Below are 17,232 nucleotides of genomic sequence, written 5' to 3' on the forward strand. Positions count from 1 at the left end.
ATCCTTAGTGTGCTCGGGCTTGCGTGGTCAGCAGCATCGCATCGCCGTAGCTGAAGAAGCGGTATTCGTTGGCGATCGCGTGGGCGTAGGCCAGGCGGATCTCGTCAAAACCGGCGAAAGCCGACACCAGCATCAGCAGGGTCGATTTCGGCAGGTGGAAATTGGTAATCAGCCGGGTCACCGTCTTGAACTGGTAGCCGGGCGTGATGAACAGGTTGGTGTCGCCGCTGCCCGCTTCCAGCGCGCCGCCCTGCGAGGCCGATTCCAGTGCGCGCAGGCTGGTGGTGCCCACGGCAACCACGTCCCGGCCGGCGGCGCGGGCGGCGCGGGCCGCGTCCACCGTGGCTTGCGGCATGGTGTACCACTCCGTGTGCATCTTGTGCTCGGCCAGGTTCTCGGTGCGCACCGGCTGGAAGGTGCCGGCGCCCACGTGCAGGGTGACGTAGGCGAAGTTCACGCCCTTGTCCCTGAGCTTTTGCAGCAGCGCTTCGTCGAAGTGCAGGCCGGCCGTGGGCGCGGCGACGGCGCCCGGCACCTTGTTGAACACGGTCTGGTAGCGGGTTTCGTCGAATTCGTCGGCGGCGTGCTCGATGTAGGGCGGCAGCGGCAGGCGGCCGTGCGCTTCGATCAGCTCGAACACGTCGTCTTCAAAGTGCAGGGTGTAGAACTCGCCGGCGCGCTCGCCGACGGTGACGTCGAAAGCGTCCGCCAGGCGTATCTTCACGCCGGGGCCGGGCGACTTGGAGGCGCGCACCTGGGCCAGCACGGTGCGGGTGTCCAGCACGCGCTCAACCAGGGCCTCGACCTTGCCGCCGCTGTCCTTGACGCCGAAGAAACGGGCTTTCAGCACGCGGGTGTCGTTCATCACCAGCAGGTCGCCGGCCTGGAGCTGGTCCAGGATATCGGTGAACTGGCGGTCGTGCAGCGCGAAGGCTGCGCCTTGTCCGTCCACGTGCAGCAGGCGCGATGCGCTGCGGTCCGGCAGCGGAAATTGCGCTATGCGCTCCTGTGGCAAGTTAAAATCGAAATCTGATAGAGAATACATGACGCACTTCTGAAACTGTTGGGCAACCCTCTATTTTACGCTAGTAGCCCGCAAAGCATCTGAAATATGCCCGTACCGACGCAAAAACCTGTCAAAAAACCACCAGCTAACGTACGCAAAAGCGGCGGCAAGCTCACCGCCGCCAACGCCGAAGCCAAGCTCGCCAAACTGGGCCTGCGCACCGATATGGACCTGGTGCTGCACCTGCCCATGCGCTACGAGGACGAAACGCAGGTCTTCACCATCGCCGACGCCTGCCTGCGCGGCGGGCAGACCTGGCAGGTGGAAGGCGTGGTCACGAAGAACGAAATCGGCTTCAAGCCGCGCCGCCAGCTGCTGGTGCACATCGCAGACGAAACGGGCGACATCCAGCTGCGCTTCATGAATTTCTACGGCAGCCAGGTCAAGCAGCTGGCCGAGGGCACGCGGATACGGGCGCGCGGCGAAGTGAAGCATGGCTTCTTCGGCGCCGAGATGGTGCACCCGGTTTATAAAGTCATCAACGAAGGCGCGCCGCTACCCGCCTCCCTCACGCCGGTCTACCCGTCCGGCGAAGGCCTGCCGCAGTACATCCTGCGGCGCGCCATCACCGACGCCATGAAGCGCGTGGACTGGACCGACACCCTGCCTGCGGAGCTGGTGCGGCGCATGCACCTGAGCGACTTTGAACCCGCCGTGCGCCTGCTGCACTACCCCACGCCGGAAGTGGACGAGCACGCGCTGATGGACCGCTCGCATCCTGCCTGGACGCGGGTGAAGTTCGACGAACTGCTGGCGCAGCAGCTGTCCTTGAAGCGCGCGCAGCAGGCGCGCCGCTCCAAGGGCGCGGCCGCGCTAAAGAAAGTGGGCCAGCTGTCGAAAGCCTTCCAGGCCGCGCTGCCCTTCAAGCTGACCAATGCGCAGCAGCGTGTGCTGGACGAGATACGCGCCGACCTGCGCCAGCAGTACCCGATGCAGCGCCTGCTGCAGGGCGACGTGGGCGCGGGCAAGACCGTGGTGGCCGCGCTGGCGGCAGCGCAAGCCATCGACAGCGGCTACCAGGCCGCGCTGATGGCGCCCACCGAGATCCTGGCCGACCAGCACTTCCGCAAGATCGCCGCGTGGATGGAACCGCTGGGCGTGAAGGTGGTGTGGCTGACGGGCAGCCTGAAGAAAAAGGAAAAGACGCTGGCCACCGAACTGGTGGAATCCGGCGAGGCGCGGCTGGTAATCGGCACCCACGCGCTGATACAGGACACGGTGCGGTTCGAGAACCTGGGCCTGGTGATCGTGGACGAGCAGCACCGCTTCGGCGTGGGCCAGCGCCTCACGCTGCGCAACAAGGGCAACGAGGGCGCCATTCCGCACCAGCTGATGATGTCCGCCACACCCATCCCGCGCACGCTGGCGATGACTTATTACGCCGACCTGGAAGTGTCCGTGATCGACGAGCTGCCGCCGGGCCGCACGCCCATCGTCACGCGCGCCATCGACCAGAACCGGCGCGACGAGGTGGTGGCCCGCGTGCACGCGGCGGCGCAGGAGGGGCGGCAAGTGTACTGGGTCTGCCCGCTGATCGAGGAATCCGAAGCGCTGCAATTGCAGACCGCCACCGAGACCCACCAGCTGCTGGCCGAAGCGCTGCCGGACCTGAACGTGGGCCTGGTGCACGGCCGCCTCAAGCCCGCCGAGAAGCAGGCCATCATGGACGCCTTCAGCGCCAACGAGATGCAGGTGCTGGTGGCCACCACCGTGATCGAGGTGGGCGTGGACGTGCCGAACGCCTCGCTGATGGTGATCGAGCACGCCGAGCGCTTCGGCCTGTCGCAGCTGCACCAGCTGCGCGGGCGCGTGGGCCGGGGCTCGGCGGCCAGCGTGTGCCTGCTGCTGTATCAAAGCCCGCTGGGCCAGATCGCCAAGCAGCGCTTGATGACCATGCGCGAAACCACGGACGGCTTCGAGATCGCACGGCGCGACCTGGAGATACGCGGTCCGGGCGAATTCCTGGGCTCACGCCAGAGCGGCCAGGCCATGCTGCGCTTCGCCGACCTGGAAACCGACGGCTGGCTGGTGGACCAGGCGCGCGACACCGCCCACGCCCTGCTGCACGACCCGGGCAGCGCGGAAATCGTGGAAACCCACCTGGAACGGTGGCTGGGCGGACGGGAAGAATTCCTGAAAGTGTAAAACTTGTAAAAAGTTGCAAGCGGGAACAGGCTGTGCGAAACTCGCCCACCTTATGCGCAAAATTTCCACTTCCCTCCTGTCCCTGGCCGTAGCCGCAGCCTGCCTGCAGCTGGCCCAGTCCGCACACGCAGAGCAGCAGGCCGCAGGCGCGGCAACGGCGGCCATGACAACGGCGGCGGCCACGCCGTCGGCAGCCCCCGCCGGCGCAGCGGCCCCTGCCGCCGTGCCTGTGCCCGTGACGGCGCCAACTCCGGCGCCGGCAGCGGCGGACAAGTCGGCCAAGTCGAAATGGCTCTGGCCCCTGGAAAGCGCGAAAGCGCGCGTGAGCAGCTTCTTCGGCGCGTTGCGCGGCCGCCGCGCCCATGGCGGCGTGGACATCTCCACCCCGGTCGGCACGCCCGTGAAGGCGACCGACAGCGGCGTGGTGGTGGCCTCCACCAACCGCTACGAAGGCGACAAGAAATACGGCGAAGTGGTGGTGATTGAACACCTGAACGGCTTCAAATCGCTGTACGCGCACCTGAACACGCGCGACGTGAAAGTGGGCGACGAAGTGGTGGCAGGCCAATCCATCGGCCAGTCCGGCAAGACCGGGCACTCAACCGGCCCGCACCTGCACCTGGAAGCGTTCTACAACGGCGCCCGCACCGATCCGAAAAACCTGCTGGCCGGCCTGGAAGAAACCGCACTGCCCTCCGCGCTGAGCGCAAAGCAGTACACCTCCACCGACGGCAGCTTTGTCACCAAAGCGCCCTACGTGGCGCCGGCCAAAGCCGGCAAGGCAGGTAAATCGGGCAAAGGCGCCAAAACGGAAAAAACCGGCAAGACCGGCAAATCCGACAAAGCCAAATCCTCCAAGGCCTCGTCTCAGAAGCACATCACGAACCGCGCGCCCAAGTCCAGCAAGAAGTCCGGCCGCAAATAAGCCAGGAACACAAGCGCAAGCGCGCCCGCCACCGCCGCCCGTATCAGCCAGGTTTTCATCAGGCTACGCGGGCTTGAGCGCACCGCGCGCCAGAGCGCGTTCGTCCACCGGCAGATTCGCCAGCCCCGCCATCACGCCCAGCGCGATCGCAATCCCCCACACCACGTTGTAATTGCCCTGCAAGGCAAACAGATAGCCGCCCAGCCACACGCCGAGGAAGCTGCCTATCTGGTGCGAGAAGAACACCACGCCCGCCAGCATGGACATATGCTTGACGCCGAAAATGCCCGCGATGATGCCGTTCGTGAGCGGCACCGTGGACAGCCAGATAAAGCCCATCGCAGCCGCGAACAAGTACACCGATATGGACGACAGGGGCGCCAGCAGGAACAGCGTGATCACGATGGAACGGATGAAGTAGATCCCGGACAGCAGGTAGCGCTTGGGCACCATGCCGCCCCACTTGCCAGCGTAGAAGGAGCCGAAAATATTGAACAGGCCGATCAGCGCCAGCGCCATCACGGCGATCCTGGGATCGGTCACGCCCTTGTCCTTCAGGTAGGCCGGCAGGTGCACCGCGATGAACACCACCTGGAAGCCGCACACGAAATAGCCCGCCACCAGGAACAGGAAGGAGCGGTTGCGCAGCGCCTCGCCGAAAGCCTCGCCTATGCTCTGCTGCGCGCTGCCCGCGTGGACCACCGGCGGCTCGCGCAGGAAGAAGGCCATCGGCACCATGGCGATAATCACCGCCGCCGCCAGCAGGTAGAAGGCGCTCTGCCAGCCCACCGAGGAAATCAGGTACTGCTCCAGCGGCATCATGAGGAACTGGCCGAAGGAGCTGGCCGCGCCGGACACGCCGAAAGCCCATGAGCGCCGCTCCACCGGCGCCACGCGGCCGATGATGCCGCTGACCGCGCCAAACGCCGTGCAGGCCAGTCCCAGGCCGATGAACACGCCTGAGCCGACGATGAACAGCGTGGGCTGCGTAACGAGCGCCATCCACACCAGGCCCGCCATATAGCTGACCGCGCCGGCCAGCACCACGCGCATGGTGCCGAAGCGGTCCGCCGCCATGCCGGCAAAGGGACCGAAGGCGCCCCACATCAGGTTCTGCAAGGCCAGCGCCAGCGAATAGGTCTCGCGGGTCCAGCCGTTGGCCTCCGAGATGGGCTGCATCCAGAAGCCGAAGCCGTGGCGCACGCCCATGGCCAGCGTCAGCACGACGCCGCTGGCAAGCAGCACGGATTTGAGCGACGGCGCGCGGTCGGATGTGAACATGGCTGGTCCCCTGGTTGTTTTTTGTTGTGCTACCTGTTGTGCTTAGCGCTGCGAGTCGGCGCTGTAACGCACGCCGATCTGGGCACGCATGGTGTCGAGTATGCCCATCAGCGCTACGCTTTCGTCCAGCGGCATGACCGGGCTTTCCAGCAGGCCTGCGCGCAGACAGCGCACCACCTCGGCCGCTTCATGCGGGTAGCCGTTGCCGCTGCGCGGAATATGCAATTCGGTCTTGCTGCCGTCCAGCAACCCCACGGTGATGGAGTTGGTGTAGTGGAAGCGGGAGTTCAGGCGCACATAGCCCTTGTCGCCGGAGATGGTCAGTTCGCACGGCGAGGCGGCGCGCAGGCTGGAGAGGCAGGACGAAACCGCGCCGCTTTCGTGCTGCAGCGTGAACGAGGCCTGCACGTCCACGCCGGTGGCGCCCAGTTCGCCCACTGCCTGCACCGAGGCCACGGGGCCGAGGAAGAAGGCCGACAGCGACAGCGGGTAGATGCCCAGGTCGAGCAGCGAGCCGCCGCCCAGCTCGGGGTTGAACAGGCGGTGCTCGGGACCGGCGCTGGCGGCAAAGCCGAAGTCCGCCGTCACGCCGGCGGGCTTGCCGATCTCGCCGCTGTCGACGATGCGCTTGGCTTCCACGATGGCGGGCATGAAGCGGCTCCACATCGCTTCCATCATGAACAGTTTTTTGGCGCGCGCCAGGGCGACGATTTCCTCGGCCTGCCAGCGCGTGATGGTGAACGATTTTTCCACCAGCAGGGCCTTGCCCGCGTTCAGGCACATGATGGCGTTCTCGTAGTGCATGGGGTGCGGCGTGGCGATGTAGATGACGTCCACGTCCGGGTCGTCGGCCAGCGCCTGGTAGCTGCCGTGGCAGCGCGGCACGCCGTATGCGGCGCCGAACTGCTGCGCGCCCTCCATGGTGCGCGATGCTACCGCTACCAATTCGGCGCCATCGGTGTCGCGCAGGCCTTCAGCCATCGCCTTGGCGATTTTGCCCGTGCCCAGAATGCCCCAGCGGATTACCTTGTCCATTGTCTTTTCACTTTCTGCCGCTCGGGCGGCGCTTGGCGGGTTACGCGCTGCGCGCTAACCCGCCCTACGGTGTTGGTACGGTTTTGACGCCGTGTTCGTTCGGTTTTCGTTTCGGGCGGAAGACCGCCGCGTCGCTATAAAATTCTTCGTCCTGCTGCGGCCACCATCCGGGCACGCCGAGCACCGGCAGCGGCGTGAAGCCCGTTTTGCTCAGCCCTTCCTGCGCCAGCGCTTGCGCCACTTGCGCGTCCAGCCAGGCTTGCTGGCCGGCGCGGTCCAGCGCGAAGTAGCCGTCGTCCGCCATCACGATGCGCGTGTGGGCGGTGATGGCCTTGTACGGCGCCACCAGCTTTTCCATCAGCGCATGGCCGAACAGCCAGACCTGCGCGTCCGTGCCGAACAGCGCGCGCAGCTCGACGAAGGCCGCGCGCCATTCGTGGCCGCGCAGCGCCTGCACCAGCGCCCTGCCCTGCTCGCAGTCGCGCACCACCAGCAGCGCGGCGTTCTCGTCGAACAGCGTGGCGGCGTCGCGGGCCGGGCCGCGCGATTTGCCGACGCCGTCCTGCGCGATCTGCGCGGCCTGCAGGGCGTTCAGCTGGCGCTTGATGAGCGGGAAGCTGAGCCACACCAGCGCGTTGAAGAAGTCGTGCAGGTTTTCGCGCGTGGGTACGCCGCCCGTGGCGCCGATGAACTCCTCGTAGGCCACGCCTTCCGGCAGCGCACTCTGCGGCACGAAGGCCAGCGGCAGCCCTTGATGATTGCACAATTTTCGCGCGCTTGCTTGCGCGCTGAAGAAGGGGATGATGCTGGCCGCGCCGGAGTCCGATTCAAAATCCGTATCGACGCCCGCCGCCGCAGCGGCGGCGCGCACCGAATGCAGCCAGGGGCGCGCCCAGTCGATTGCTGAAAACACGCTGGCTACAGGCCTCAGGCCATCTTCCAGTTGATGGTTTCGCCCGCGTTCAGCGGCACCACTTCCAGGTCGCCCAGCGGCAGCGTGGCAGGCAGCGTCCATTGTTCGCGGCGCAGGGTGATGGTGCCTGCGTTCGGCTCCAGGTTGTAGAAGGCAGGGCCGTTCAGGCTGGCGAAGGCTTCCAGCTTGTCCAGCGCGCCGGCGCGCTCGAAGGCTTCGGCGTACAGCTCCATCGCGTGCAGCGCGGTGTAGCAGCCGGCGCAGCCGCAGGCGTGCTCTTTCAGGCCTTGCGGGTGCGGCGCGGAGTCGGTGCCCAGGAAGAAGCGCTCGTCGCCGCTGGTGGCGGCCGTCATCAGCGCCAGGCGGTGCTCTTCGCGCTTCAGGATAGGCAGGCAGTAGTAGTGCGGACGGATGCCGCCCTTGAAGATCTCGTTGCGGTTGTACAGCAGATGGTGCGCGGTGATGGTGGCGGCGATAGGGCCTTCCGCTTCGGCCACGTACTCGGCGGCCTGGCGCGTGGTGATGTGCTCGAACACCACTTTCAGTTCCGGGAAGTCCTTGCGCAGCGGACGCATGACGCGTTCGATGAAGACGGCCTCGCGGTCGAACACGTCCACGTCCGGATCGGTCACTTCGCCGTGCACCAGGAAAGGCAGATCCAGTTCCTGCATCACTTCCAGCGTCTTGTAGCAGTTTTTCAGGTCGGTCACGCCGGCGTCCGAGTTGGTGGTGGCGCCTGCCGGGTACAGCTTCACGGCGTGCACAAAGCCGCTGTCGACGGCGCGGCGGATTTCGTCCGGCTCGGTGTTATTGGTCAGGTACAGCGTCATCAGCGGCTCGAACTGCACGCCAGCCGGCAGCGCGGCCAGGATGCGGCTGCGGTAGGCTTCGGCGGCGGCCACGGTGGTGACCGGCGGCTTCAGGTTGGGCATGACGATGGCGCGGCCGAACTGGCGCGCGCTGTGCGGCAGCACGCTGGCCATGGTGGCGCCGTCGCGCAGGTGCAAATGCCAGTCGTCTGGGCGGATGATGGTGATGCTGTCTGGGGTTGCAATGTTGGACATGGCGGCTGCTCTCAGTGAGGAATGCCGCCATTTTACCCGTTCATGGCGTGAAATACCCGCCGCAGCTTATGGCTGCGCAGCCACCCAGGCTTTCACATCGGCCAGCATCTTGTCGAGCGCGGCGCGGTCGTAGGGGGCGCCGCGGCTGACCACCATGCGGATCCGGCGGGTGGCGGCGATGTCTTGCAGCGGGTCCGCGTCCAGCACCAGCAGGTCGGCGGCTTTGCCTTCGGCCACGCTGCCGTAGCGGTCCAGCTTGCCCAGGAAACGCGGACCGGCGACGACGGCGCTTTGCAGCGCTTGCGCCGGCGTGAGGCCGTATTTCACGTACAGGCCGATTTCGTCATGCAGCGCCTGGCCGGGGTAGTCGAAGGAGTTCAGGAAGCCCGCGTCCGTGCCGGCGACGATGCTGACGCCCTCCTGCGCCAGTATCGGCAGCAGCGAGGCGGACTTTTCAAAGATGGCGTGGCGCAGGGCGATGGCTTCCGGACCATCCTTGGCGGCGCGCTGCACGCGCCAGTCGTAGGTGGCGCGCAGGCCTTTGCCGATGTATTGCAGGTAGGCGTCCTTGCTATGGTCGTTCTTGTCCAGGTAGGCGGTGACGTAGGAGCCGTAGAGCGTGGGCACCACGGCGGTGCCTGCGGCGGCCATGCGCTTGAAGGCGGCGCGCGCGGTAGCTTCGTCGTAGCTTTCCAGGCTCAGTTTCACGGCTTCGCGGCCGGTCAGCTTGCCGTCGGCCACCTGCGCGGTCAGCTCGGCTTCGCGCGGCGTGGCGGCGCGCAGCAGGTAGGACTGGTGCTCCACCGTGCCCAGGCCCGCGTCGAACATGGTGCCCAGCGTGAGCTGCACGGGGATGTGGCCGGACGTGCGCATGCCGCGGTCCCTGGCCTGCTTCAGCGCTTCCAGGTACATGGCCGGCGCGAGGGTGTTTTCGGTGATCTTCACGAAGTCCACTTTCTGGCCCTGCAGCTTGTCCAGCGCGGCGCTCACTTCGGCCGGCGTGCCGACTTCGATGGTGCCCTTCCACAGCGGCTTGTAGCCTTCCAGCTTCTGGCCGGACGTGAAGATGGTGGGGCCGCTCATCTTGCCCGACGCCACCTGCGCGCGCCAGTCCAGCACCGTGTCCGCCAGGTCGCCCGCGCAGTCGCGCACCGCCGTGATGCCGTGCGCCAGGTACAGCGGCATGAGCTGTTTGTTTTCTTCGATCAGCTCGGGGCCGCCGCCGAAGTGCATATGCGTGTCCCACAGGCCGGGCATCAGGTATTTGCCGGGCAGGCGTATGGTCTTTTTCGGCGCGTAGTTTTTCAGCGCCTTGTCGTCCACCACGGCCAGGATGGTGTCGCCCTTGAGCACCACGGACTTGCCCTTGACGGCCTTGCCGGCGGCAACGTCGATCAGCGTGGCCTGGGTCAGCACCAGGTCGGCGGCGATCTTGTCGGCGGCGTGCGCGCTGGCGAGCAGGCCAAGCGCGAGCAGCGCGGCGGAGAGGGTTTTCATCGATGGCATGGCGGCTCCCTAAAAATTCAAGTGCGCGCATATTACCGGATGATGGCCACTTTGCGATGCAAGCGGCGCACCAGCCAGGACAGGGCGCTGCAGGCCACGAAATACACCACCGCCACGAACAGATACATTTCCACCAGCCGCCCGTCGCGCTGCGCCACCTTGCTGGCGGCGCCGACGAAGTCCGCCACCGACAGCACGTACACCAGCGACACGTCCTGGAACAGCACAATGGTTTGAGTGAGCAACACCGGCAGCATATTGCGGAAGGCCTGCGGCAGGATCACGTGGCCCATCACCTGCCAGTAGCCCATGCCCAGCGCCTGCGCCGCCAGCATCTGCCCGCGCGCCACGGACTGTATGCCGCCGCGCATAATCTCGCAGTAGTAGGCGGCCTGGAACAGGATGAAGGTGATCAGCGCGGACCAGAACGCGCCCACCTTCACCGGCTCGGGCGAGCCGATAATCCAGGCGCCGATATAGGGCACCAGGAAGTAGAACCAGAAGATCACCAGCACCAGCGGCACCGCGCGCATCAGGTTCACATAGCCTGCGGCCAGCAGGGACAACGCGCGGATGGACGACAGGCGCCCCAACGCCAGCAGGGTGCCCAGCACCACGCCGCCCAGCATGGCGAATACGGTGAGCTCCAGCGTGAACAGCATGCCGACCTGGAACAGGTAGGCCCAGGAGCGGCCGATGACGTCGAAGTCAAAGCCGGCGAACATCTCAACGTCCCCCGCCGGACTGCAAGGTGCCGGGCAGCGCCAGCTTGCGTTCGACCAGGTGCATCAGCCCCACCACGATGATGTTCACGGTGACGTAGATCAGCGTGGCTGCGGAAAACGCCTCGAACACCTGGAAGGAGAATTCCTGGATGGCGCGCGCGCTGGCGGTAAGCTCGATCAGGCCGATGGTGAGCGCGATGGAACTGTTCTTGATAATGTTGAGGAATTCGCTGGTGAGCGGCGGCAGGATGATGCGGAAAGCCAGCGGCAGCAGCACGTAGCGGTAGGCCTGCCAGCGCGACAGGCCCAGCGCCAGCGCCGCCGTGCCCTGCCCGCCGGACAAGGCCTCGATGCCGGCCGTAACCTGCACAGCCACCCGCGCCGAGGTGTAGAAGCCGAGCGAAATCACGGCGGTGACGAAGGGCGCGTTCGGCAGCGACTTGAGCCAGGCGCCGGTATCGGCCGGCACCAGCTCGGGCATGACGAAGTACCACAGGAACATCTGCACCAGCAGCGGCACGTTGCGGAACAGTTCAATGTAGGCGGTGCCGAGGCGGCGCAGCAGCGCGCCGCTGCGCGTGGGCGGCAAGGTGCGCGCGGTGCCGATCAATACGCCCAGCGCCAGCGCCATGATCCAGCCGCACAGCGACGCGGCCAGCGTCCATTGCAGGCCGTCCACCAGCGTCTCCCAGTAGGTGTGGACGCCGTCCGGCGAGTCCTCCCAGAAGATGCGCCAGTTCCAGTGATAGTTCATGCTGTGGACGCCCGCGCCGGCTTATTTCTTCTTCTTGGCGGCGGCTTGCTGCGCGGCCGGCACCGCCGCCGCACTGGCCACATAGGCGGCCGGATCGGGCGAATCCGTCGGCTTGGCCAGCACGGCCTGCAACTGCGGCGGCATGGGGAAATTCAGGTTGATGCCCTTGGGCGGGATGGGCGACATGAACCACTTGTCGTACAGCTTCTTGAAGTCCTCGCTCTGGTAGAAGCGCGTCAGCGTGGCGTCCACCAGCTGCTTGAAGGCGGGGTCGTCGCGGCGCAGCATGATGCCGTAGGGCTCGACCGACAGCGCCTCCTTGGTGATCTCGTAGTCGCCGGGATTCTTGGACGCGGCCACCTGCGCGGCCAGCAGGATATCGTCGTTGGCCTGCGCGGCGGCGCGGCCGGTTTCCAGCATCAGGAAGGACTCGGGATGGTCCTTGCCTATCATGATGGTCATGCCCAGGTTCATCTCGCTGTTCAGGATGGTCATCTGCTTGAGCGTGGTGGTGCCGGCGGTGGCCACTAGGGTCTTGCCCTTCATGTCGGCCAGGCTGCGGATGCCGGAGCCCTTCTTGACCAGCAGCTTGTTGGCCACCACGAACATGGTGGGCGCGAAGGCCACCTGCTTCTGGCGCTCGGCGTTGTTGGTGGCGGAGCCGCATTCAAGGTCGATGGTGCCGTTGGCCATGAGGGGAATGCGGTTGGCGGGCGTGACCGGGTTCATGGTCACCTTCACCGACGTCAGGCCCAGCTGCTTCTGCGCGGCGGTGACGATTTTCATGCACAGGTCGACCGAGTAGCCCAGGTATTGCTGCTTGTCGTCCAGGTAGGAAAACGGCACCGACGCGTCGCGCACGCCCAGTGTGATGGCGCCGGTGCGCTTGATCTTGGCCAGGGTGCCGGTGAGTTCTTGCGCTGCGGCCGAAACGGAAGCCGCGCATGTCAGGATAGCCAGCAGTGTTTTCAACGTCATGATTCCTCCGGTAAGAAGTTCAACAACGTGAGGCGCCACAATGGCGGGTTACGCGCTGCGCGCTAACCCGCCCTACAAGATGTCGGCCCGTAGGGCGGGTTAGCGCAGAGCGCGTAACCCGCCAGCGCCGCCTAATGAATAATGCGCGCCAAAAAGTCCCTGGCGCGCTCGGAACGCGGCGCGCCGAAGAAGTCGTCTTTCGAACAGTCCTCCAGGATGCGCCCCTGGTCCATGAACACCACGCGGTTGGCCACCTTCTTCGCGAAGCCCATTTCGTGGGTAACCACCATCATGGTCATGCCTTCCTGCGCCAGGCCCACCATCACATCCAGCACTTCATTGATCATTTCCGGGTCCAGCGCCGACGTCGGCTCGTCAAACAGCATGGCGATCGGGTCCATGGACAGCGCGCGCGCAATGGCCACCCGCTGCTGCTGGCCACCGGACAGCTGGCTGGGGAATTTGTCCTGCTGCGCCAGCAGGCCCACGCGGTCCAGGTATTTCAGGCCGCGCTCATTGGCCTCGTCCTTGCTGCGGCCCAGCACCTTGATCTGGCCCAGCGTGAGGTTATCGCGCACCGACAGATGCGGGAACAGCTCGAAATTCTGGAACACCATGCCGATGCGCGCGCGCAGCGCCGGCAGGTCCGTGCCCTTGGCGCCGACCGAGGTGCCGTCGACGATGATTTCGCCCTGCTGGAACGGTTCCAGGCCGTTGACGGTCTTGATCAAAGTGGACTTTCCCGAGCCGGACGGGCCGCAAATCACCATGACGTCGCCCCTGGCCACGTCGGTGCTGCAGTCGGTGAGCACCTGGAACTGGCCATACCATTTGTTGAGATTTTTTATGGCTATCATTTTTTGCGTTTAAAATTCGCCCCCGCAGGCAGTATTGCGCGCGATGTACTCCGCGCGACACAGTTGCCTTGACACGCATCAGGCGCGCAAGGATACTGCGACACTTGCACAGTTATTAATCAGACCAACAACATTCTACCGGCCATTTACCCAATGGCGCGCAGTTTAGAGACACTACCACAGGAAACCCCGCCTATGAAAACACGCAATAATTTGACAACCTACATCATGGTAAGCCTGGTGCTGGGCATCGTCGTGGGGTATTTCGCCAATGTCAGCCTGGCCAATCCCGGCGCCTTTGCCGAGTATATGTCCTATCTGACCACCATCTTCCTGCGTTTGATCAAGATGATCATCGCTCCGCTGGTATTTGCCACGCTGGTGGTCGGCATTGCGCGCATGGGCGACGCCAAGGAAGTGGGCCGCATCGGCCTGAAAACCCTGGGCTGGTTCTTCATCGCCTCCGTCATGTCGCTGCTGCTGGGCCTCGTCATGGTCAACCTGTTCCGTCCGGGCGACGCGCTGGTGGGCCACCTGCCTGCGGTGACCACACCTTCCGGCATCGCCGCTTCCGGCCTGTCGCTGAAGGAATTCATCACCCACCTGGTGCCGGCCTCCATCGTGGACGGCATGGCCAAGAATGAAATCCTGCAGATCGTGATCTTCTCGCTGTTCTTCGGCACCGCCGCCGCTGCGGTGGGCGTCAAGGCCGAACCGCTGATCGACGCGGTGGACGGCATCGCCCACATCATGCTGAAAGTCACCGGCTACGTGATGAGCTTTGCGCCGGTGGCCGTGTTCGCGGCCGTGGCAGGCACCATCGCCAAAAGCGGTGTCGGCGTGCTGGGCACCTACGGCGTGTTCATGGCCGAGTTCTACCTGAGCATAGGCGTGCTGTGGGGCCTGCTGATCATGGCCGGCTTCATCTTCCTGGGCCGCCGCATCTTTGCCCTGATGGGCGAACTGAAAGGCCCGGCGCTGCTGGCCTTCTCCACCGCGTCGAGCGAAGCGGCCTATCCGAAAACGCTGGAAGGCCTGGAGCGTTTCGGCGTGCGCAACCGCATCGCCTCCTTCGTGCTGCCGATCGGCTATTCCTTCAACCTGGATGGCTCGATGATGTACTGCACCTTCGCCACCGTGTTCATCGCCCAGGCCTACGGCATTGAAATGCCGCTCGGCACCCAGCTGGCCATGATGGCCGTGCTGATGCTGACCTCCAAGGGCATCGCCGGCGTGCCGCGCGCGTCGCTGGTGGTGATTGCCGCCACCCTGGGCCAGTTCAACATTCCGGAAGCGGGCCTGCTGCTGCTGCTCGGCATCGATCACTTCCTGGACATGGCGCGCTCCGCCACCAACGTCATCGGCAACGGCGTAGCCGCCGCCGTGGTGGCCAAGTGGGAGGGCGAGCTGGTTGCCCCGCTGGACAAGGATCTGTCGGATTCGCCGCTGCCGTAACACGGCGCCGGCTCCGCCCAGGCCATGACGGCCCGGACGCGATTGCGTCCGGGCCGTTTTTCATTGGGGCGCGCGGATTCGCTGCGCCCTGCTAGCATGGCGGCGTCAGCACAACGGGAGCCCCCCATGCGATACCTGCCACTTGGAGCACTACTGATACTCGCCGCCTGCTCGAAGGCGCCGCAGCCTGCCGCGCCATCCGCTGGCGCCGCGCCGGTGCTGTCTTTCGAGGGCTACGGCCCGGTGCATTTCGGCGCGCAGCTGCCGGACGTGGAACAGAAGCTGGGCGCGAAGAGCGTAGCGCTGGGGGCCAACGACCCGGCGTGCAGCATGGTGCGCTTCCCCGGCATCCAGGGCGTGCGCTTCATGGTTGAACAGGGCAAGATCACGCGCGCCGACGCGGACGCCGGCGTCGCAAACAGCCTGGGTATCGCCAGCGGCGACACGCTGGACGCGGCGAAGAAAAAGGCGCCCGCGCTGGCGGTGGGACCGCACAAATACCTGCCCGAAGGCCACTATCTCACCGCCAGCAGTGGCGACGGCAAGGCGGCCATCATCATGGAGGAAGACGGCAAGGCCATCACCAAGATCCGCGCCGGCATGCAGCCTGCGGTGGCTTACGTGGAGACCTGCCTGTAAGCCTTACTCCACTTCCTCTTCCACCTTGGCCTGCTGCCGCTGCCACATCTGGGCGTACAGCCCATCGGCGGCCAGCAGCGACTGGTGCGTGCCGCGCTCCACGATGCGGCCGTGGTCGAGCACGATGATCTGCTCCGCATCCACCACCGTGGAAAGTCGGTGCGCAATCACCATGGTGGTGCGGTGCTTGGCGATCTCCTTGAGCTGCGCCTGGATGGCCTGCTCGGCCTTCGAGTCCAGCGCCGACGTGGCTTCGTCGAAGATCAGGATGGCGGGGTTCTTGAGCAGCGTGCGCGCAATCGCCACGCGCTGCTTCTCGCCGCCGGACAGCTTCAGCCCCCGCTCGCCCACCATGGTGGCGTAGCCGTCCGGCAGGCTGGCGATAAAGTCGTGGATGGACGCCGCCTTGGCTGCCGCCACGATGTCCTCCTTGCTGGAACCGGGCTTGCCGTAGGCGATGTTGTACTCGATGGTGTCGTTGAACAGCACCGTATCCTGCGGCACGATGCCGATGGCGTGGCGCAGCGAGTCCTGCGTGATCGCGCGCAGATCCTGGCCGTCGATGGTGATCGCGCCCTGGTTCACCTCATAGAAGCGGTACAGCAGGCGCGACAGGGTGGACTTGCCGGAGCCGCTGTGTCCCACCACCGCCGTGGTGGTGCCGGCCGCGATGGTGAAGTCCACGTCGAACAGGATCTGGCGCTTGGACTCGTAGCTGAAGTCCACGTGCGAGAAGCGCACCTGCGCGCCCTGCGTGTGCAGCGCCTTCGCGTCCGGCGCATCCGCCACTTCGCGGTTCTGGTCCAGCAGCGAGAACAAACGCTCCATGTCCGCCAGGCTTTGCTTGATCTCGCGGTAGATCACGCCCAGGAAGTTGAGCGGAATGTAGAGCTGGATCATGAAGGCGTTCACCAGCACCAGGTCGCCCAGGGTCATCTTGCCGTCGATAACGCCCTGCGTGGCGCGCCACAGTATCAGCGTGACGGCGGTGGCGATAATCAGCGACTGGCCCGTGTTCAGCAGGGACAGCGAAGTCTGCGACTTCACCGCCGCCGACTCGTAGCGCTGCAGGCCCTCGTCGTAGCGCTTGGCCTCGTAGTCCTCGTTGCCGAAGTACTTCACGGTTTCATAGTTGATGAGCGAGTCGATGGCCTTGGTGTTGGCCTTGGAATCGAGGTCGTTCATGGTGCGGCGGAAGTGGGTGCGCCAGTCGGTCACGGTGATGGTGAACACGATGTAGGACACCAGCGCCACAAAGGTGATGGCGCTGAACCAGATGTCGTAATGCGTGACCAGGTAGCCCAGCACCAGCGTAATCTCCACCAGCGTGGGCAGGATGTTGAACAGCGTGTACGAGATCAGCGAACCGACGCCGCGCGTGCCGCGCTCGATGTCGCGCGTCATGCCGCCGGTCTGGCGGTTCAGGTGGAAGCGCAGCGACAGCGAATGCAGATGGCGGAACACCTTGAGCGCAATGGTGCGCACGGCGCGCTGCGTCACGCGCGCGAACAGGAATTCGCGCAGCTCGGTGAACACCGTGGTGGACAGGCGCAGCAGGCCGTAAGCCACCAGCGCGCCCAGCGGCAGCACCAGCAGCGCCTGCGGGTGGGACGGCGTGATGGTCATGTCGTCCACCAGCTTTTTCAGCACCACCGGCACGCCGACGTTGGCCAGCTTGGCGCCGATCAGGCAAAGCAGCGCCAGCAGCACGCGCCATTTGTACACCCACAGATAGGGGATCAGGGTTTTCAGGGTGGCCATATCGCTGCGCGGCGGCTTGCCGGCGGCGTCTGGCGGAGGTGGGGTAGAGGTGGCTGAGCGGCGCATGGTGGAACGAGGCTTCCGTGGTTTACAATCAATCCCAATTGTAGCCCTTAGCGAGACTTCAC

General features: G+C 65.3%; 15 protein-coding genes. 4 read left to right on the top strand and 11 right to left on the bottom strand.

Annotation, left to right across the window (positions count from 1 at the left end; all coding sequences use genetic code 11):
* Positions 1 to 4 precede the first annotated feature (4 nt).
* Positions 5 to 1,045 carry a tRNA preQ1(34) S-adenosylmethionine ribosyltransferase-isomerase QueA gene (queA, locus tag KT882_RS30235; RefSeq protein WP_161071080.1) on the bottom strand — a complete coding sequence of 347 codons (1,041 nt, stop codon included), beginning with the start codon at positions 1,043 to 1,045 and terminating at the stop codon, positions 5 to 7.
* A gap of 66 nt (positions 1,046 to 1,111) precedes the next feature.
* Between queA and recG the strand changes: the two genes are divergently transcribed.
* Together recG and KT882_RS30245 are read left to right on the top strand one after the other, a co-directional pair.
* Entirely contained in the window at positions 1,112 to 3,211 is a 2,100-nt protein-coding gene (recG, locus tag KT882_RS30240; protein ID WP_161071081.1) for an ATP-dependent DNA helicase RecG, read from the top strand.
* A gap of 52 nt (positions 3,212 to 3,263) precedes the next feature.
* A complete protein-coding gene (locus KT882_RS30245; protein ID WP_161071082.1) occupies positions 3,264 to 4,136 on the top strand; it encodes a M23 family metallopeptidase in 873 nt (290 codons plus the stop codon).
* A gap of 63 nt (positions 4,137 to 4,199) precedes the next feature.
* On the opposite strand, the gene KT882_RS30250 is transcribed toward KT882_RS30245, so the two are convergent.
* The 9 genes from KT882_RS30250 to KT882_RS30290 form a co-directional block, all read right to left on the bottom strand.
* Positions 4,200 to 5,417, bottom strand: coding sequence for an MFS transporter (locus KT882_RS30250; protein ID WP_161071083.1), 1,218 nt, complete (start codon positions 5,415 to 5,417; stop codon positions 4,200 to 4,202).
* 42 nt (positions 5,418 to 5,459) lie between these two features.
* A complete protein-coding gene (locus KT882_RS30255) occupies positions 5,460 to 6,452 on the bottom strand; it encodes a Gfo/Idh/MocA family protein (protein WP_161071084.1) in 993 nt (330 codons plus the stop codon).
* Between the two features lie 64 nt (positions 6,453 to 6,516).
* On the bottom strand, positions 6,517 to 7,365 hold the full coding sequence (locus KT882_RS30260) for a DUF3025 domain-containing protein (RefSeq protein ID WP_161071085.1): 849 nt from the start codon (positions 7,363 to 7,365) through the stop codon (positions 6,517 to 6,519).
* 14 nt (positions 7,366 to 7,379) lie between these two features.
* Entirely contained in the window at positions 7,380 to 8,429 is a 1,050-nt protein-coding gene (gene pyrC / locus KT882_RS30265; RefSeq protein ID WP_161071086.1) for a dihydroorotase, read from the bottom strand.
* A 66-nt stretch (positions 8,430 to 8,495) separates the two neighbouring features.
* On the bottom strand, positions 8,496 to 9,935 hold the full coding sequence (locus tag KT882_RS30270; protein ID WP_187358607.1) for an amidohydrolase family protein: 1,440 nt from the start codon (positions 9,933 to 9,935) through the stop codon (positions 8,496 to 8,498).
* Between the two features lie 32 nt (positions 9,936 to 9,967).
* Entirely contained in the window at positions 9,968 to 10,660 is a 693-nt protein-coding gene (locus KT882_RS30275) for an amino acid ABC transporter permease (protein WP_228894041.1), read from the bottom strand.
* 1 nt (position 10,661) lies between these two features.
* Positions 10,662 to 11,414 (bottom strand): amino acid ABC transporter permease, encoded by a 753-nt coding sequence (locus KT882_RS30280; RefSeq protein ID WP_161071088.1) that lies wholly within the window; start codon positions 11,412 to 11,414, stop codon positions 10,662 to 10,664.
* A 21-nt stretch (positions 11,415 to 11,435) separates the two neighbouring features.
* A complete protein-coding gene (locus tag KT882_RS30285; protein WP_161071089.1) occupies positions 11,436 to 12,392 on the bottom strand; it encodes an amino acid ABC transporter substrate-binding protein in 957 nt (318 codons plus the stop codon).
* Positions 12,393 to 12,523: 131 nt separating this feature from the next.
* Complete coding sequence (locus tag KT882_RS30290; RefSeq protein WP_161071090.1) at positions 12,524 to 13,249, bottom strand: amino acid ABC transporter ATP-binding protein; 726 nt, start codon at positions 13,247 to 13,249, stop codon at positions 12,524 to 12,526.
* Between the two features lie 195 nt (positions 13,250 to 13,444).
* Here KT882_RS30290 and KT882_RS30295 point away from each other — a divergent pair, with 195 nt between their 5' ends.
* The gene (locus KT882_RS30295; protein ID WP_228894042.1) at positions 13,445 to 14,704 is read left to right on the top strand and encodes a dicarboxylate/amino acid:cation symporter; all 1,260 of its coding nucleotides are present in this window, start codon (positions 13,445 to 13,447) and stop codon (positions 14,702 to 14,704) included.
* A 126-nt stretch (positions 14,705 to 14,830) separates the two neighbouring features.
* Positions 14,831 to 15,343 (top strand): hypothetical protein, encoded by a 513-nt coding sequence (locus KT882_RS30300; protein ID WP_161071092.1) that lies wholly within the window; start codon positions 14,831 to 14,833, stop codon positions 15,341 to 15,343.
* 3 nt (positions 15,344 to 15,346) lie between these two features.
* On the opposite strand, the gene KT882_RS30305 is transcribed toward KT882_RS30300, so the two are convergent.
* Positions 15,347 to 17,170, bottom strand: a complete 1,824-nt coding sequence (locus KT882_RS30305; RefSeq protein WP_161071093.1) for an ABCB family ABC transporter ATP-binding protein/permease — start codon at positions 17,168 to 17,170, stop codon at positions 15,347 to 15,349.
* Positions 17,171 to 17,232 lie beyond the last annotated feature (62 nt).

Source organism: Pseudoduganella aquatica, from assembly GCF_020865585.1.
Lineage (GTDB): Bacteria > Pseudomonadota > Gammaproteobacteria > Burkholderiales > Burkholderiaceae_D > Rugamonas > Rugamonas aquatica_A.

Excerpts from the sequence above, each read along its gene's own strand:
- queA (WP_161071080.1), bottom strand. The coding sequence starts at position 1,045 with ATGTATTCTCTATCAGATTTCGATTTTAACTTGCCACAGGAGCGCATA.
- recG (WP_161071081.1), top strand. The coding sequence starts at position 1,112 with ATGCCCGTACCGACGCAAAAACCTGTCAAAAAACCACCAGCTAACGTA.
- KT882_RS30245 (WP_161071082.1), top strand. The coding sequence starts at position 3,264 with ATGCGCAAAATTTCCACTTCCCTCCTGTCCCTGGCCGTAGCCGCAGCC.
- KT882_RS30250 (WP_161071083.1), bottom strand. The coding sequence starts at position 5,417 with ATGTTCACATCCGACCGCGCGCCGTCGCTCAAATCCGTGCTGCTTGCC.
- KT882_RS30255 (WP_161071084.1), bottom strand. The coding sequence starts at position 6,452 with ATGGACAAGGTAATCCGCTGGGGCATTCTGGGCACGGGCAAAATCGCC.
- pyrC (WP_161071086.1), bottom strand. The coding sequence starts at position 8,429 with ATGTCCAACATTGCAACCCCAGACAGCATCACCATCATCCGCCCAGAC.
- KT882_RS30270 (WP_187358607.1), bottom strand. The coding sequence starts at position 9,935 with ATGCCATCGATGAAAACCCTCTCCGCCGCGCTGCTCGCGCTTGGCCTG.
- KT882_RS30275 (WP_228894041.1), bottom strand. The coding sequence starts at position 10,660 with ATGTTCGCCGGCTTTGACTTCGACGTCATCGGCCGCTCCTGGGCCTAC.
- KT882_RS30280 (WP_161071088.1), bottom strand. The coding sequence starts at position 11,414 with ATGAACTATCACTGGAACTGGCGCATCTTCTGGGAGGACTCGCCGGAC.
- KT882_RS30285 (WP_161071089.1), bottom strand. The coding sequence starts at position 12,392 with ATGACGTTGAAAACACTGCTGGCTATCCTGACATGCGCGGCTTCCGTT.
- KT882_RS30290 (WP_161071090.1), bottom strand. The coding sequence starts at position 13,249 with ATGATAGCCATAAAAAATCTCAACAAATGGTATGGCCAGTTCCAGGTG.
- KT882_RS30295 (WP_228894042.1), top strand. The coding sequence starts at position 13,445 with ATGAAAACACGCAATAATTTGACAACCTACATCATGGTAAGCCTGGTG.
- KT882_RS30300 (WP_161071092.1), top strand. The coding sequence starts at position 14,831 with ATGCGATACCTGCCACTTGGAGCACTACTGATACTCGCCGCCTGCTCG.
- KT882_RS30305 (WP_161071093.1), bottom strand. The coding sequence starts at position 17,170 with ATGCGCCGCTCAGCCACCTCTACCCCACCTCCGCCAGACGCCGCCGGC.